This is a genomic window from uncultured Methylobacterium sp. (assembly GCF_964251405.1).
Taxonomy (GTDB): Bacteria; Pseudomonadota; Alphaproteobacteria; order Rhizobiales; family Beijerinckiaceae; genus Methylobacterium.
The window spans coordinates 29,148-43,645 of sequence record NZ_CAXUJR010000022.1; the positions used below are offsets into that span (position 1 = coordinate 29,148).

At 70.0% G+C, this 14,498-nt stretch carries 14 protein-coding genes; 12 read left to right on the forward strand and 2 right to left on the reverse strand.

Annotated elements, in window-relative coordinates; all coding sequences use genetic code 11:
• The first annotated feature begins 169 nt into the window (after nucleotides 1-169).
• The 6 genes from ACFE7U_RS06380 to ACFE7U_RS06405 all read left to right on the forward strand — a co-directional run bounded on the left by ACFE7U_RS06380 (nucleotide 170) and on the right by ACFE7U_RS06405 (nucleotide 5,007).
• Complete coding sequence (locus ACFE7U_RS06380) at nucleotides 170-904, forward strand: class I SAM-dependent methyltransferase (RefSeq protein ID WP_375408891.1); 735 nt, start codon at nucleotides 170-172, stop codon at nucleotides 902-904.
• Between the two features lie 17 nt (nucleotides 905-921).
• Entirely contained in the window at nucleotides 922-1,608 is a 687-nt protein-coding gene (locus ACFE7U_RS06385; protein ID WP_375408892.1) for a MarC family protein, read from the forward strand.
• Between the two features lie 67 nt (nucleotides 1,609-1,675).
• Nucleotides 1,676-2,473, forward strand: coding sequence for a 4-hydroxy-tetrahydrodipicolinate reductase (gene dapB, locus ACFE7U_RS06390; RefSeq protein ID WP_375408893.1), 798 nt, complete (start codon nucleotides 1,676-1,678; stop codon nucleotides 2,471-2,473).
• Between the two features lie 99 nt (nucleotides 2,474-2,572).
• Nucleotides 2,573-3,211: a 2,3-bisphosphoglycerate-dependent phosphoglycerate mutase gene (locus tag ACFE7U_RS06395; protein WP_375408894.1), complete on the forward strand. Its 639-nt coding sequence runs from the start codon at nucleotides 2,573-2,575 to the stop codon at nucleotides 3,209-3,211.
• Between the two features lie 6 nt (nucleotides 3,212-3,217).
• Nucleotides 3,218-3,928, forward strand: coding sequence for an alpha-ketoglutarate-dependent dioxygenase AlkB (locus tag ACFE7U_RS06400; protein WP_375408895.1), 711 nt, complete (start codon nucleotides 3,218-3,220; stop codon nucleotides 3,926-3,928).
• A 119-nt stretch (nucleotides 3,929-4,047) separates the two neighbouring features.
• Entirely contained in the window at nucleotides 4,048-5,007 is a 960-nt protein-coding gene (locus ACFE7U_RS06405) for a hypothetical protein (protein WP_375408896.1), read from the forward strand.
• A gap of 10 nt (nucleotides 5,008-5,017) precedes the next feature.
• Here ACFE7U_RS06405 and grpE read toward each other — a convergent pair whose 3' ends face one another.
• Both grpE and ACFE7U_RS06415 read right to left on the reverse strand, forming a co-directional pair.
• Nucleotides 5,018-5,638, reverse strand: coding sequence for a nucleotide exchange factor GrpE (gene grpE / locus ACFE7U_RS06410; protein ID WP_375408897.1), 621 nt, complete (start codon nucleotides 5,636-5,638; stop codon nucleotides 5,018-5,020).
• 82 nt (nucleotides 5,639-5,720) lie between these two features.
• Nucleotides 5,721-8,510, reverse strand: coding sequence for a [protein-PII] uridylyltransferase (locus tag ACFE7U_RS06415; RefSeq protein ID WP_375408898.1), 2,790 nt, complete (start codon nucleotides 8,508-8,510; stop codon nucleotides 5,721-5,723).
• 219 nt (nucleotides 8,511-8,729) lie between these two features.
• Here ACFE7U_RS06415 and ACFE7U_RS06420 point away from each other — a divergent pair, with 219 nt between their 5' ends.
• The 6 genes from ACFE7U_RS06420 to ACFE7U_RS06445 form a co-directional block, all read left to right on the forward strand.
• Entirely contained in the window at nucleotides 8,730-9,701 is a 972-nt protein-coding gene (locus ACFE7U_RS06420; RefSeq protein WP_375408899.1) for an aliphatic sulfonate ABC transporter substrate-binding protein, read from the forward strand.
• A gap of 16 nt (nucleotides 9,702-9,717) precedes the next feature.
• Nucleotides 9,718-10,533 carry an ABC transporter permease gene (locus ACFE7U_RS06425; RefSeq protein ID WP_375408900.1) on the forward strand — a complete coding sequence of 272 codons (816 nt, stop codon included), beginning with the start codon at nucleotides 9,718-9,720 and terminating at the stop codon, nucleotides 10,531-10,533.
• A 41-nt stretch (nucleotides 10,534-10,574) separates the two neighbouring features.
• The gene (locus tag ACFE7U_RS06430; RefSeq protein WP_375408901.1) at nucleotides 10,575-11,357 is read left to right on the forward strand and encodes an ABC transporter ATP-binding protein; all 783 of its coding nucleotides are present in this window, start codon (nucleotides 10,575-10,577) and stop codon (nucleotides 11,355-11,357) included.
• 77 nt (nucleotides 11,358-11,434) lie between these two features.
• The gene (locus ACFE7U_RS06435; protein ID WP_375408902.1) at nucleotides 11,435-11,944 is read left to right on the forward strand and encodes an OsmC family protein; all 510 of its coding nucleotides are present in this window, start codon (nucleotides 11,435-11,437) and stop codon (nucleotides 11,942-11,944) included.
• 266 nt (nucleotides 11,945-12,210) lie between these two features.
• A complete protein-coding gene (locus tag ACFE7U_RS06440; RefSeq protein WP_375408903.1) occupies nucleotides 12,211-13,380 on the forward strand; it encodes a Coenzyme F420 hydrogenase/dehydrogenase, beta subunit C-terminal domain in 1,170 nt (389 codons plus the stop codon).
• On the forward strand, nucleotides 13,377-14,498 hold a 1,122-nt coding region (locus ACFE7U_RS06445; RefSeq protein ID WP_375408904.1), incomplete at its 3' end, for an alpha/beta hydrolase. The genes ACFE7U_RS06440 and ACFE7U_RS06445, both read left to right, overlap by 4 nt.

The following is a 14,498-nucleotide window of genomic DNA, read 5'->3' on the forward strand; positions in this document are numbered from 1 at the left end:
GACATCGGGCGGGCATCGGACATCGGGGTCTTCCTCGTGTTGGCCGGCAGGGAACAGGGTGGAGGGCGGGCGGTTCCGTGGCCGGACCGGGTTGCCGGAGGCGACGGTGATCCCCATTGATGCGCTGAGCCGCCCGACACACTAGGTCGACCGGGCCGGAACCGTTCCCATGCGTCTCGACGTCACCGATCTGCGCGCCTTCTACGCGAGTCCGCTGGGCAACGTGACCCACCGGATCGTCGCCCGCGCGATCGATCGCTTCCTTGGCTCGGTCTCGGGATTGCGGGTGCTCGGGCTCGGCTACGCGACGCCCTATCTCGGCACCGTCCATTGCATCGCGGAACGCACCCTCGCCTTCATGCCGGCGACCCAAGGGGTCGTGAACTGGCCGGGCAGCGGCCGCTCCTGCTCGGCACTGGCCGACCTCACGATGATGCCGCTGCCGGAGGCCGCGGTGGACCGGGTCATCCTCGTCCACGCCCTCGAATCCGTGGAGAGCCCGACTGAACTCCTTCAGGAGGTTTGGCGCGTGCTGACCCCGGGGGGGCGCATGATCCTCGTCGTGCCCAACCGCCGCGGCGTGTGGGCACGGCGCGAGGCGACCCCTTTCGGTCATGGCCAGCCCTACAGCCGGTCGCAACTCGGACGCCTGATGCGCAGCACCCTGTTCTCGCCGGAGGGCTGGGCCGAGACCCTGTACATGCCGCCGATCGAGAGCCGGCTGTGGTTGCAGACGGTCGGCGCCTGGGAGCGGGTCGGCACCGGGCTGTCCCTGCCATTTGCCGGCCTGCACGTGGTCGACGCGACGAAGCAGCTCTATCGCCCGCTCCCCGTGCATCAGGTCCGCCGCGCCGCCCTGCGTGCCCCCGCGCGGGTCCTCGTGCCCGCCCCCTCTCCAGGCTGACTGCCCCAGGCTGAACGATGACGAGCTATATCGGCGCGGAAGCCGCCGTCGCGAGCTTCCTCCTCGCGCTGTCGACCCTGTTCTCCATCGTCAACCCGATCGGGGCGGCCCTCATCTTCGCGCAGGTGACGGCCGAGAACAGCCATGCCGAGCGCCTGGAACTGGCCCGGCGGATCGGCTTCTACGCGGCCCTCATCATGGTGGCCGCCCTTTGGGCCGGGGCGCCGATCCTCAACTTCTTCGGCGTCTCGCTGGCGGCCCTGCGGATCGCCGGCGGTCTCGTGGTCGGCGCTTCCGCCTGGACGCTGCTCAGGGCGCCGGAGGCCCGCGAGGCGCGCAAGCAGGCCGAGGCGAAGGAGCCTGCCGGCAACCTCGCCGAACTCGCCTTCTTTCCCCTGACCCTGCCCTTCACCACCGGACCCGGCACCATCGCGGTGGCCGTCGCGCTCGGCTCGAACCGACCGTCGGGCGGCCCCGATGCGGTCGGGTTCTTCGTGGGCGCCTCGCTCGCCGCCCTCGTCATCGCCGGAATGGTGCGGCTCACCTACGGCTCGGCCGATCGCGTCGTCTCGCTCATCGGCCCGGTCCGGGCCCGCGTGCTCGGCCGCCTCTCGGCCTTCCTGCTCCTCTGCGTGGGCACGCAGATTTTCGTTAACGGCGTCGTCGACGTGCTCGGGCCGTTGTTGGCGCAGGGCCGACGTTGAACGGGTCGCCTTGGCAGGGATGTTTCGAGACTGTACCGCAGGCGGCAAGCGAAGGAGCGATGCACCGATGCGGCTCGTGGTTGTCGGCGCCGACGGGCGCATGGGGCGGATGCTGATCCGGGCGGTGGCCGAGGCCGAGGGTTGCACCCTGTCGGGTGCGATCGAGCGGGAGGGCTCGCCGGCGCTCGGCCGGGACGCCGGGACACTGGCCGGGATCGAGGCGCTCGGCGTCGCCGTCACGGATGATCCGCTGCCGGTCTTCGCCGCCGCCGAGGGCGTGCTCGACTTCACGACACCGGGGGCCACGACCTTCTTCGCGGAACTCGCTGCTCAGGCCCGCATCGTCCACGTGGTCGGCACCACCGGGCTGGCGCAGGCGGATCTCGCCAAGCTCGCGGCCGCAGCGCGGCATGCCAGGATCGTTCGCTCGGGGAACATGTCGCTCGGGGTCAACCTCGTCGCTGGCCTCGTCCGCAAGGTCGCCGCGGCGCTGGGCGAGGATTTCGACATCGAGATCGTCGAGATGCATCACCGCATGAAGGTGGACGCGCCCTCCGGCACGGCGCTGCTGCTGGGCGAAGCGGCGGCCGAGGGGCGCGGCGTCGCCCTTCCCGACGTGCGGGTCTCCACCCGGGACGGCCATACCGGCGCCCGCCGGCCCGGCGATATCGGCTTCGCGACCCTGCGCGGCGGGACCGTGGTCGGCGACCACAGCGTGGTCTTCGCCGGTCCGGGCGAGCGCATCACGCTGGGGCACCACGCCGAGGACCGGACCATCTTCGCGAGGGGAGCGGTGCGCGCGGCGCGCTGGGCCTTCGACAGGCCCCCCGGCCTCTACGGCATGGCCGACGTGCTCGGGCTCTGATACGACGCCCGGGTCATCAAGCGTTCAGGCGGTGACGGGCAAGAGCCGCGTCAGCGCGGCATGCACCGCACCATCCACGACTGAGAGGATCGAATCCCGATGGAGCGTCTGCTCGTCCTCGTTCGCCATGGGCAGAGCGAGTGGAATCTCAAGAAGCTGTTCACCGGTTGGCGCGACCCCGAACTGACGGAGCTCGGCGTCGCCGAGGCCCGCACCGCCGGGCGTTGGCTCAAGCAGCAGGGCTTCCGGTTCGACGTCGGCTTCACGTCGAACCTCGTTCGGGCGCAGCGCACCTGCTCCCTGATGCTGGATGAACTCGGGCAGAGCGGGATCGACGTGATGCGCTCGGAAGCGCTCAACGAGCGCGATTACGGCGATCTCTCCGGCCTCAACAAGGACGATGCCCGCGAGCGCTGGGGTGACGAGCAGGTCCGTCAGTGGCGCCGCTCCTACGACGTGCCCCCGCCCGGAGGCGAGAGCCTCAAGGACACCGCCGCCCGGGTGCTGCCCTACTACATCCAGTTCATCCTGCCCCGCGTCATGAACGGTGAGCGGGTGGTGGTGGCGGCCCACGGCAACTCGCTGCGCGCCCTCGTGATGGTGCTCGACGGCATGACCACCAAGACCATCGCGAGCCTCGAGATCGCGACGGGCATCCCGCTGGTCTACCACCTCAAGGCGGATACCACGGTGGAGAGCAAGTCGGTGCTCGAGCGCGACATCGACCAGGATCACTGAACCGGGATGAGCCAGGGCGCGACGATCCCGGCCGCGTCCGGCGTCGAACTCGCCCCGGGGCTCGTCCACTATCCCGGCTACCTCGACGAGGCAGCGCAGGCCCGACTTTGGAGCGAGCTGGCGCAGGTCGTGCGCGTATCGCCGCCCTACACGCCGCGGATGCCGCGCACCGGAGCGCCGTTCTCGGTGCGGATGACGAATTGCGGAGACCTCGGCTGGGTCTCCGACGAGGCCGGGTACCGCTATCAGGCCCGGCACCCCGAGACCGGGGCGCCCTGGCCGCCGATCCCGGGGACGGCCTTGGCGGCATGGGACGACCTCGCGGGCTACCGCGCGCCGCCGGAGGCCTGCCTCGTCAACCTCTACGCCCCGCAGGCCCGCATGGGCCTGCACCAGGACCGGGACGAGGCGGCCCTCGACGCGCCCGTCCTCTCCCTGTCGCTCGGTGCCACCGCCCTGTTCCGCTACGGTGGCCTCAGACGTGCCGACCCGACCCGATCGGTTCGGCTTCTCTCGGGCGACGCCGTCGTCATCGGGGGTGCGTCTCGCCTGATCCATCACGGCGTCGACCGGATCCTTGTGACGGACCCGGATCTGCTCGCGGAGCAAGTCCCGGCTGCGATCCCCGCTTGGGTCGCCGGTGTCCTGGCGCCGGGCGGGCGATGCAATCTGACCTTGAGGCGGGTGACGCAACCGGCAGGGCCTGCCGACGCTTGACACCGGCGGGGCGGGAGCCGACCTCAGCGGGGGCGAAGGCGGAATGTCGTGTGACGGTCTCGGCGGCGCCGGTCGTCGCGACGTCCAAGCCAAGTCCATTGCCCGGAGATAAGGACCTGATGCGTCTGCGTGATTGTCTGCGTCCCTGTGCGGCGCTAGTCTTGTCCGTGGGTCTCGCAGGAGCCGCCGTGGCGGCCGAGCCGGTCTTTCCGCCGAGCTCGCGCTTCGGCTTCACGCCGCCCGCCGACATGGTGCCCTCCAAGCGCTTCTCCGGCTTCGAGCGCATCGAGGGGGGCGCTACCGTCTCCGTGGTGGAGCTTCCACCCGCCGCCTTCGTCGACCTCGAGAAGAACTTCACCGACGAGAACCTGAAGTCGCAGGGCTTCATCGTCTCGAACCGCGAAGCCATCAAGGTGGCCGGCGACGTCGACGCGGTGCTGTTCGCCGGAGAGCAGCCGGTGACCGAGCCGCCAGGGTCGCCGACGATCAAGAAATGGCTGCTCCTGGTCGGCGAGCCGACGGTCACCGGCATCATCATCGCCCAGAGCGTGCCCGACGCCGCGACCGACGAGACCATGCGGGGGATGCTGACGGGGGTACGGATCCGCCCGGCCCTCACCCTCGACGAGCTCGTCGCGGCGCTTCCGTTCCGGGTCGGCAACATGGCCGGCTTCCACCCTGTCCGGGTTCTCGCGGGCAATTCGATGCTGATGACCCTTGGTCCCAAGGAAGAGGTCAACAACCTCGACCAGCCGATCCTGGTGCTCGCCCAGGCCATACAGCCCCCGCCCACGGCCGAGCAGCGCGACGCCTTCGCCAAGGCCGCGCTCTATTCCAACCAGACCATGAAGGACTTCGTGATCGAGCGTTCGCAGAGCTACCGCCAGAATGGCGTCGACTGGCACGAGATCGTGGCGCGCGCACGTGACCTGCCGACCGACATTCCGGTGGTGGTCTCGCAAACCATCCGCTTCGCCCCTGACGGCTATCTGCGTGCGGTCGGCGTCGTCCGGGCCGAGCAGCGCGACGCGACGCTGTCGCGCTTCCGCGACGTCGTCGACAGCGTGCAGATACGGTGAGCGAAGGGGCTTAAGCGGCGTCCGCCGGGTTCGCCGCGGGCTTCGGGCCGCCCTTGGCGACGCCAACGAGGGCCGGGCGAAGCACACGATCGCCGAGCACGTAGCCGGACTGCATCACCTGCACCACCGTGCCGGTCGGCACCTCGGCGTCGGGCACCTCGAACATCGCCTGATGGCGGTTGGGATCGAAGCGCTGGCCCTTCGGTTCCAACAGCTTGACGCCGTGGCGCTCGAAGGTCTTGGCGAGGTCGCGTTCGGTCAGCTCGATGCCGTCGAGCAACGCCTTGAAGGCGCCGTCCGCGGTCTCGCGAGCCTCGGCCGGGACGCTCTCGATGGCGCGGCGGATGTTGTCGGCGGCAGTGAGGAGGTCGCGGGCGAAGTTGGTGACCGCGTAGGTGCGGGCATCGGCAACCTCGCGTTCGGTGCGCCGGCGCAGGTTCTCCATCTCGGCGAGCGTCCGCAGGGTCCGGTCCTTGAGTTCGTCGCGCTCCAGCGTCAGGGCCGCGAGGGCGTCGTTCTGCCCCGCCTCGGCCTTCTGCGGCTCGGGCGCCATCGCCTCGGCAGGGTCGACCGCCTGCTCCGACTCGGCCGCCTCGCGCCGATCCTCATGCTCCATGTCGTTCGCCATCATCGCTCGTCGTCGATCGCTAAGGGTGTGTTGGGGGTCGCGGCTGATATCAGGCCGGTGCCGCGCGAAATCAAGCGTCGTGACGTCAGGCCTCCCTCGGAGGAGGCGAGTCGACGAGCGCTTCCAGCCCCTCGGCGCGCAGAGCGGCGACGTCTCCGGCGAAGACGTCCATCACGGCGGCGCGGATGGCGACCTGCCGGTCGGGCTGGGTGACGCGGGTGCCGGTGAGGTCGGTGACGTAGAAGACGTCGACGGCGCGCTCCCCGAAGGTGGCGACATGGGCCGAGGTGATGTTGAGGCTGAGCCGGCTCAGCGCCGTGGTCAGCTCGTAGAGCAGGCCGGGCCGGTCGAGGCCGGTGATCTCGACCACCGTCTCGCGGCTCGACAGCGCATTGTCGATCGACATGTCGGGCGGTACGAGGAAGGTAGTGGCGCGCTCGCTCGGCGGATGCCGATCGGCCACGAGGTCGGCGATGCGGATCTCGCCCTTGAGCGCCTTCTCGATCGCCAGCGTGATCCGGCCGGCCCGCCGGAGCTCGTCCTCGTCCCGGTCGAAGGCCCGGGAGATGAAGATCGAATCGAGGGCGAAGCCGTCCGTCGTCGTAAAGATCTGCGCGTCCACGATGTTGCCGCCCGAGGCCGCGCAGGCGCCCGTGACGATCGCGAGCAGGCGCGGATGGTCCGGGGAGTAGATCGTCAGCTCGGTGATGCCGCGGGCCGGATCGGTCTCGCAGGCGGTGGCGACGGTGCGCCCCTCCGCGGCCAGCCTCACGACGAAGCCCGCATGCTTGAACTGCCGGGCCGAATCGACCTTGAGCCAGTAGGCCTGGTTGTGACGGGCGGCATAGGCGTCGAACGCATCCGAGTCCCACTCCGCGAGCTGCTCGCGCAGGGCCATCTGGATGAGCCTGACCCGGTCGGTCCGGGCGAACTCCGAATGGCCGCCCGACAGCATGACCTCGGTCTCGTCGTAGAGCGTACGGATCAGCGTCCCCTTCCAGGCCGTCCAGACGCCTGGGCCCACCGCCTTGATGTCGGCCACCGTGAGGATGGTGAGGAGCTTCAGGCGCTCCAGGGTCTGCACGACGCCCGCGAACTTCTCGATGGTCTTGGGGTCGGAGAGGTCGCGGCTCTGGGCCGTCATCGACATCAGGAGGTGGTGCTCGACGAGCCAGGCCACGGTCTCGGTCTCGGCCGGGCTGAGGCCGAAGCGCGGGCCGACCTTGAGGGCAATGGCCGCACCCGCGATGGAATGGTCCTCCGGCCGGCCCTTGGCGATATCGTGGAGCAGCACCGCGACGTAGAGCGCCCGCCGGTTGCTGATCGTTCCGATCAGCCGCGAGACCAGGGGATGGTCCTCGACGATGCGCCCTGAATCGATCGCCACCAGCACGCCGAGTGATCGCAGCAGGTGCTCGTCCACCGTGAAGTGGTGGTACATGTTGAATTGCATCATCGCGACGATGCGGCCGAAATCCGGGATGAAGCGCCCGAGCACGCCGGCCTCGTTCATCATCCGCAGGATGGTCTCGGGCGAGTTCTTCGAGATCAGGATGTCGAGGAAGAGCCGGTTTGCCTCCGGATCGGACCGCAACGAATGCCCGATCAGCCGCTGCGACCGGTTGACGAGCCGCGTGGCGTCGGGATGGATCGGCAGGTTGTGGCGGTCGGCGAGCCAGAACAGGCGGATCAGGTTGACGGGATCGCGCACGAAGGCGTCGCCATCCTTGACATTGATGCGGCCGTGATCGTCGACGAAATCCTCGGCCTCGATGGCGGAAGCCCGGAAGCGGTCACGAAAGCGACCGATCCAGCGGTCGAGGACCGGCGTGCGCTTGGCGTGGCGTGCTTCGAGGGCGGCGCAGACGATGGCGGTGAGGTCGCCGACCTCCTTGGCGATCAGGAAATACGCCTTCATGAAGCGCTCGACCGACGACAGGCCGCCGCGGGCGCCGTAGCCGAGGCGTTCGGCGATCTTCGGCTGCAGCCCAAACGATAGGCGCTCCTCCGAGCGGCCGGTGACGAAGTGCATGTGGCAGCGCACCCGCCACAGCAACTCGTCGCAGCGCTCGAAGACCCGATACTCCTCCTGCGTGAACAGGCCGGCGCTCACGAGCTCGACCTGATCCCGGACCCGGTAGGTGTATTTGGCGATCCAGAACAGGGTGTTGAGGTCGCGCAGTCCCCCTTTGCCGTCCTTGACGTTGGGCTCGACGAGATAGCGCGAGGCGCCGGCCTTGCTCACCCGGGTGTCGCGCTCGCGCAGCTTCGCTTCGACGAACTCGGGCGCCGTCCACATCACGAGCTCCTGGTCGAAGCGGGTGACCAGCTCCTCGAAGAGGGAGCGCGAGCCGAACAGGAAGCGCGCCTCAAGGAGTGACGTCCGGATCGTCATGTCCGCCTTGCCCTCGCGCAGGCATTCCTCGACGGAGCGGGTGGCGTGGCCGACCTTCACTTTGAGGTCCCACAGCACGTAGAGCATCGCCTCGACGACGCTCTCGGACCAAGCGGTCTGCTTGTAGGGAAGCAGGAACAGCAGATCGATGTCCGATCCGGGCGCCATGGTGCCCCGCCCGTAACCCCCGGTGGCGACGACCGCGAGCTGCTCGCCCGAGGACGGGTTGTCGTTCGGGTAGAGCCGCCAGACCACGGCATCGTGGATCGCCCGGATCACCGCATCGGTGAGAGCGCTGAGGCGGCGGGCACAGGCGACGCCGTCGCGTTCCTTCAGCAGCCGCTCCTCGGCGTCCCGATGGCCGGCCGCGATGACCGCGCGCAGCTCGGGCACCAGCACGGCGCGCAGCTGCGTCGCTTCGCGGGCGTCTCGGGGAAGTTGATCGAGGATGGTCTTGAGGGCGGCAGCGGCGTCGAACATGGGCCATCCCGTTAGCATGTTACGGGGGCGGCGCCATCGCCGACGCGTCGCGGGACAGGATGTGCCCCGTCACCGCGCGAATCTCGTTCTCTATGCCGGAAACTTCGTTTGACATAAAGAACCCGGTTGCCTAGTTGGCATATCGCGGCCCGAGCGGGGCCGCAACGGCGCGCATGCGTTCGACGACGCGCACGGGCGGCGCGCGAAGGGGGGATTTCGATGCTGGTGGTTCGCCGTGCTGTTCTGGGCGCCCTGTGCGGCGCGCTCGCCCTGACGTCGCTGCCGGCTCAGGCCGTCGACGTCACCGAGCTCCGCCTCGACTGGGCGACCTATAATCCGGTCAGCCTCGTCCTGAAAGACAAGGGCTTCCTGGAGGAGGCCCTGAAGGACAAGGGCATCAAGGTCCGCTGGACGCAGTCGCTGGGCTCGAACAAGGCTCTCGAATTCCTCAATGCCGGCGCCATCGACATCGGCTCCTCGGCGGGCGCCGCCGCCCTCCTGGCACGGATCAACGGCAACCCGATCAAGGCGATCTACGCCTTCTCCCAGCCCGAATGGACGGCGCTCGTCACCCGCAAGGACACCGGCATCGCCAAGCCCGCCGACCTCAAGGGCAAGCGCATCGCGGTGACACGCGGCACCGATCCGCACATCTTCCTGATCCGGGCGCTGCAGGGCGCGGGGCTGACCGAGAAGGACGCCAAGCTCGTCCTCCTCCAGCATGCGGATGGCCGCAGCGCCCTGGAGCGCGGCGATGTCGACGCCTGGGCAGGGCTCGACCCGATGATGGCGGCTTCCGAGATCGAGGGCGGCAACGTCCTGTTCTTCCGCGACACGAACGCGAACACCTGGGGCGTCCTCGACGTGCGCGAGGACTTCGCATCGGCCAACCCCGACCTCGTGAAGACCGTGATCGCCGCCTACGAGCGCGCCAGGGCCTTCGCCATCGCGAATCCCGATGCCCTCAAGCAGGCTCTCGTGGCGGCGACGAAGCTGCCCGAGCCAGTGATCGCCCGCCAGATCGAGCGCACAGACCTGACCCGGCCGGTCATCGGCGCGGCGCAAGCCGAGAGCATCAAGGCGGCGGGCGTCGCGCTCCAGCAGGCCGGTGTGGTCCCGGCCGACGTCAACGTGACGGCAGCGGTCGACGGCCTGATCGACACGCGCTTCGCGCCCGTAGCCGCCCGCTGAACCGGACGGCATCGGGATGGCCTCGATCGACAGCGTGGCCGGCCCTCGACGCGGGCCCGGCTGGGGGTCGGCGGGGCAGGCCGTCCTCGGGATCCTGCTCCCGCTCGCCGTGGCGCTGGGCTGGGAGTGGGCCGTCAGCAGCGGCGTCGCGCAGGGGCGCCTGCTGCCGCCGCCGAGCCGGATCGCCGTCGCGCTCTACGCGCTCGCCGCCTCCGGCGACCTCTGGATGCACGTGCAGGCCACGCTGACCCGCGTCGCCCTAGGCTTCGTCTTCGGGGCCGGGGCCGGCATCGCGGTCGGTGCGCTGACTGGCACCCTCCCGTTCGCGCGCCACATCCTCGATCCGACCCTGCAGGCCCTGCGCGCGGTGCCGTCGCTGGCCTGGGTGCCGCTGTTCATCCTGTGGCTCGGCATCCTCGAGACGCCCAAGGTCGTACTGATCGCCGTGGGGGTGTTCTTTCCGGTCTATATCGGGGTGGCCGGCGCCATCGCCTCCGTCGACCGCAAGCTCGTGGAGGTCGGCCGCATCTTTCGGCTCTCGAAGACGCAGCTGGCGCGGCGCATCCTGCTGCCGGCCGTGCTTCCCGCGACCCTCGTGGCGCTCCGCACGGGCCTCGGTCTCGGTTTCCTCTTCGTGGTCGCCGCCGAGCTGATGGGCGCCTCGGAGGGTCTCGGCTACCTCCTCGTCGACGGTCAGCAGTTCAGCCGCGCCGACCAGATCCTCGCGGCGATCATCGCCTTCGCGGTGCTGGGCAAGCTCGCCGACGCCGCCCTCGTGGCCCTGACCCGTCCGCTGACGCGCTGGCAGGACACGGCGCGGGAGACGTTGTAGATGCCGGCCGACGACGCCACGACGGCCGGACGCACGATGCCATGCTGACCCTCGCTGACCTCTCCAAGACCTATGCGGACGGGACGCGGGCCCTCGACGGCATCACCCTGTCGGTCGAGAAGAGCGAGATCGTCGCGCTCATCGGCGGGTCGGGCTGCGGCAAGACCACGCTGCTGCGGCTGGTGGCCGGGCTCGACCGGGCTAGCGCCGGGGCCATCACACTCGACGGCGAGGCCATCGCCGGGCCGCATCCGGGTGTCGGATTGGTGTTTCAGGAGCCGCGCCTCCTGCCCTGGCTCTCGGCGGCCGAGAATGTCGGCTTCGGTCTCGCCGACCTCTCCAAGGCCGAGCGGCGCGACCGCGTCGCCCATGCCCTCGACCGGGTCGGGCTCGCCGAGCATGCGGGGCGCTGGCCGCGGGAGCTCTCGGGCGGTCAGCAGCAGCGGGTCGCCATCGCCCGCGCCTTCGTGGCGAACCCGCGGGTGCTGCTCCTCGACGAGCCGTTCTCGGCGCTGGACGCTTTCACCCGCAAGGATCTGCACGGCCATCTCCTCGCCCTCTGGGAGGAGGTGCGTCCGACGGTCCTCATCGTCACCCACGATGTGGCGGAGGCCGTGGCCCTGGCCGACCGCGCCGTGGTGATGCGCCCCAAGCCCGGGCGCCTCGACGACACCATCCCGTTGCCCCTGGCACGTCCGCGCAACCCGACCTCGGCCAGGACCGAGGCAGCGACCCGCCAGATCCTGACCGCCCTCGACCGGTCCCTGAAGCCGTTGCAGGGCCGGGACGATACCCCGAGCAGCCAAGCCGCCCTCTGGTGGTAGCGCGGGCACTGGCCTCGCCACGGTCGGCGGGTTAGACGCGCCCGATACCGCAGGCATCAGGAACGGACACGACACCCATGGACGCCAACACGCTCCGCTCGCTTCAGGCCCCGCTCAAGCACCAGTACCGCAGCGCCCCGGATTCCGCCGTCATCACCCTGAAGGCGAAGGGCACCCTCGACGACACGTCGATTGCCTGCAAGGTCGAGACGGGCCGCGCGCTCGCCATCGCCGGGCTGCATCCGGCCACCGGCGGCACGGGCGCCGAGTTGTGCTCGGGCGACATGCTGCTCGAAGCCCTCGTCGCCTGTGCCGGCGTCACCCTCAAGGCCGTGGCCACGGCCCTCGAGATCGAGCTGCGCTCCGGCACCGTGAGCGCGGAGGGCGACCTCGACTTCCGCGGCACGCTCGGCGTCGACAAGGAGGCTCCGGTGGGCTTCGGGGCGATCCGGCTCGCCTTCGCCCTCGACACCGATGCGCCCCAGGAGAAGCTCGACCAGCTTCTCAAGCTGACGGAGCGCTACTGCGTCGTCTTCCAGACCTTGAACCACAAGCCCAACCTGGCGGTCACCGCCGCACGGGCCTAAACCTGCTGGGAAGGGGCGCCCCCTCGTCCGTCTCCGTGACGGGGGCGCCCGATCCTCCGCGGTCGACTCACTTCGCGCGCCGTCCTGGCGAAAAAGATCCCTCCCGATCATGAGTTAGCTTAACAAGACCGTCGCGCCCCTTTGAGAGACGTCGTGTGACCGCGTCGCCAACCGATTTCGGACCTGCATCTCGCCCGACTGTGTGGGTTCCGGCTGTCGCGGAGGCGGCCCCGCGCGACCTCTGCACGGATTGCGGCGTTTCGCGGATGGCAGATGCCAAACGCTGCGGGCGCGCGTGCCAGTTCATCAAGCCGGACTATGCGAGCCTGGAGGCCCAGGTGCATGGCCGGGCTCGCGATGCGGAACGGCCCGACGAGCGCTTCTTCGGTCCGTTCCGGCGGATGCTTCGCGCCGGCCTGGTCCGGCCCAGCGAGGGCGCCCAATGGACGGGCATCGCCACGCGGATCGCCGAGCGGTTGTTGGAGACCGGCGCAGTCGACGCCGTCCTCACCATGGCCCCCGACCCCGACGACCGCTGGCGCCCTGTTCCGGTCCTCGTCACGCGGGCCGAGGGAATGGCGGGGTGCCGCGGCATGCGCATGGGCTATGCACCGCTGTTGGCGTTGCTCGAGCCGGCGCGGCTGCAAGGTTACCGGCGGCTCGCCGTGATCGGCATCCCGTGTCAGGTCTATGCCCTGCGCGCGCTCGAAGCCGAACTCGGCTTCGAGCGGCTCTACGTCATCGGCACTCCGTGCTCCGACAACACCACCACGGAGCGCTTTCACGAGTTCCTCGCGCTCCTGAGCGATGCGCCAGAGACGATCGTCTATCTCGAATTCCGCGCGGACTACCATGTCGAGCTGCGCTTCTCGGACGGCCGGGTGAAGGAGATCCCCTTCCTGCAGCTGCCGATCTCGCAGCTGCCGCCCGACTTCTTCCCCCTGACCTGCCGCACCTGCGTCGACTACACCAATGTCCTGTCAGACATCACCGTCGGCTACATGGCCGGGCAGGGCGAGCAATGGCTCATCGTGCGCAACGCGCGTGGGGAGGAACTGCTCGACCTGCTCGGCGCCGAGGTGCGGACTTCGGAGCCCGGCACCGCCGGCAAGCGGCAGGGGCCGGTCAAGGGCTTCCTCGCCAACGTCGAGCGGGCGGCCGGCGGGCTTCCCCTCCGGCGCATGCCCAATTGGGTGCGCCCGATCGTCGGGTGGCTGATGCCGCGGGTCGGGCCGCGCGGCCTCGAATTCGCCCGCGCCCGGGTCGAGATGAAGGCCGTCGAGACCGTCCTGCACCTGCGCCGCAACGTGCCGCGCCGCCTGCGCAACATGGTGCCGCCCCATGTCTGGGCGCTCGTCGAACCCTATGGCCTCACCCCGGCCGAGGACGAGTTGCCCAAGGCCGCGAGGGCGTCGAAGCCCATGGACCCGACATGACATCCTCGACGACGCGGCGGGCGTGGCGTGGAGCGGTGACGACCGTCGCGCTCGCCATGATCGCCATGGCCCTGTGGCACCTGCGCGGTGCCACGGAGGGTCTCGCGATCGAGACCGTATCGATCGAGGGCACGCCGGCCACGATCTTCCGCGCGGCCTCCGGCCCGCCGGGTCCCGTCGTCGTGATCGCACACGGCTTTGCCGGATCGCAGCAGCTGATGCTGCCCTTCGCCACGACCCTCGCGCGGAACGGCTACGTCGCCGTCACCTTCGATTTTCCGGGCCACGGCCGGAACCCGTCGCCCCTCATCGGCAACGTCCTTCGCGAGGACGGCGCGACCCGCACCCTCGTCGAGGCGACGACGCGCGTCGCCGACCATGTCCGCGGCTCCGGCGACGGGCGCCTCGCGCTGCTCGGCCATTCGATGGCCTCCAACGTCATCGTCCGGGTCGCACAGGCCCGCCCCGACGTGGCGGCGACCATCGCGGTCTCGATGTTCTCGCCCGCCGTGACCCGCGAGAACCCGCGCAACCTGCTCGTCATCGCCGGCGGCTGGGAGGGCGCCTTGCGCCGCGAGGCCCTGCGGGCAGTCGGGCTGGCCTCGGCACCCGAGGAAGCGCGGGAGGGTGAGACCTATGGCGACGTCGCGGCCGGCACCGCGCGTCGGGCGGTGGCCTCTGAGGGCGTCGAGCATGTCGGCGTGCTCTACGCCCGCGCCAGCCTCGACGAGGCCCTGGCCTGGCTCGACGCGACCTTCGCGCGGCCTGCTCACGATCCGCGCTGGCTCGACGCGCGCGGGCCTTGGATCCTCACCCTGCTGGCTGGAATCGTCGCCCTGGCTTGGCCGGCCTCAGGGCTTCTGCCCGTGGTCAGCCCGCTTCCGCTCGGTGCCGGCCTCGGCTGGAGGCGGCTATGGCCGGCGCTTCTCATCCCCGCGATCGCCACGCCGCTCGTCCTGCGGGTGCTACCCACCCAAGCCCTGACCAACCCTGTCCTGCCCGTCCTCGTCGCGGATTATCTCGTCACGCATTTCGCCCTCTACGGCGGGCTCACGGCGGCTTGCCTGTGGTGGCTCCGGCAGCGAGACAAGCCCGTCCCGGCACCTCGCGGACCCGTC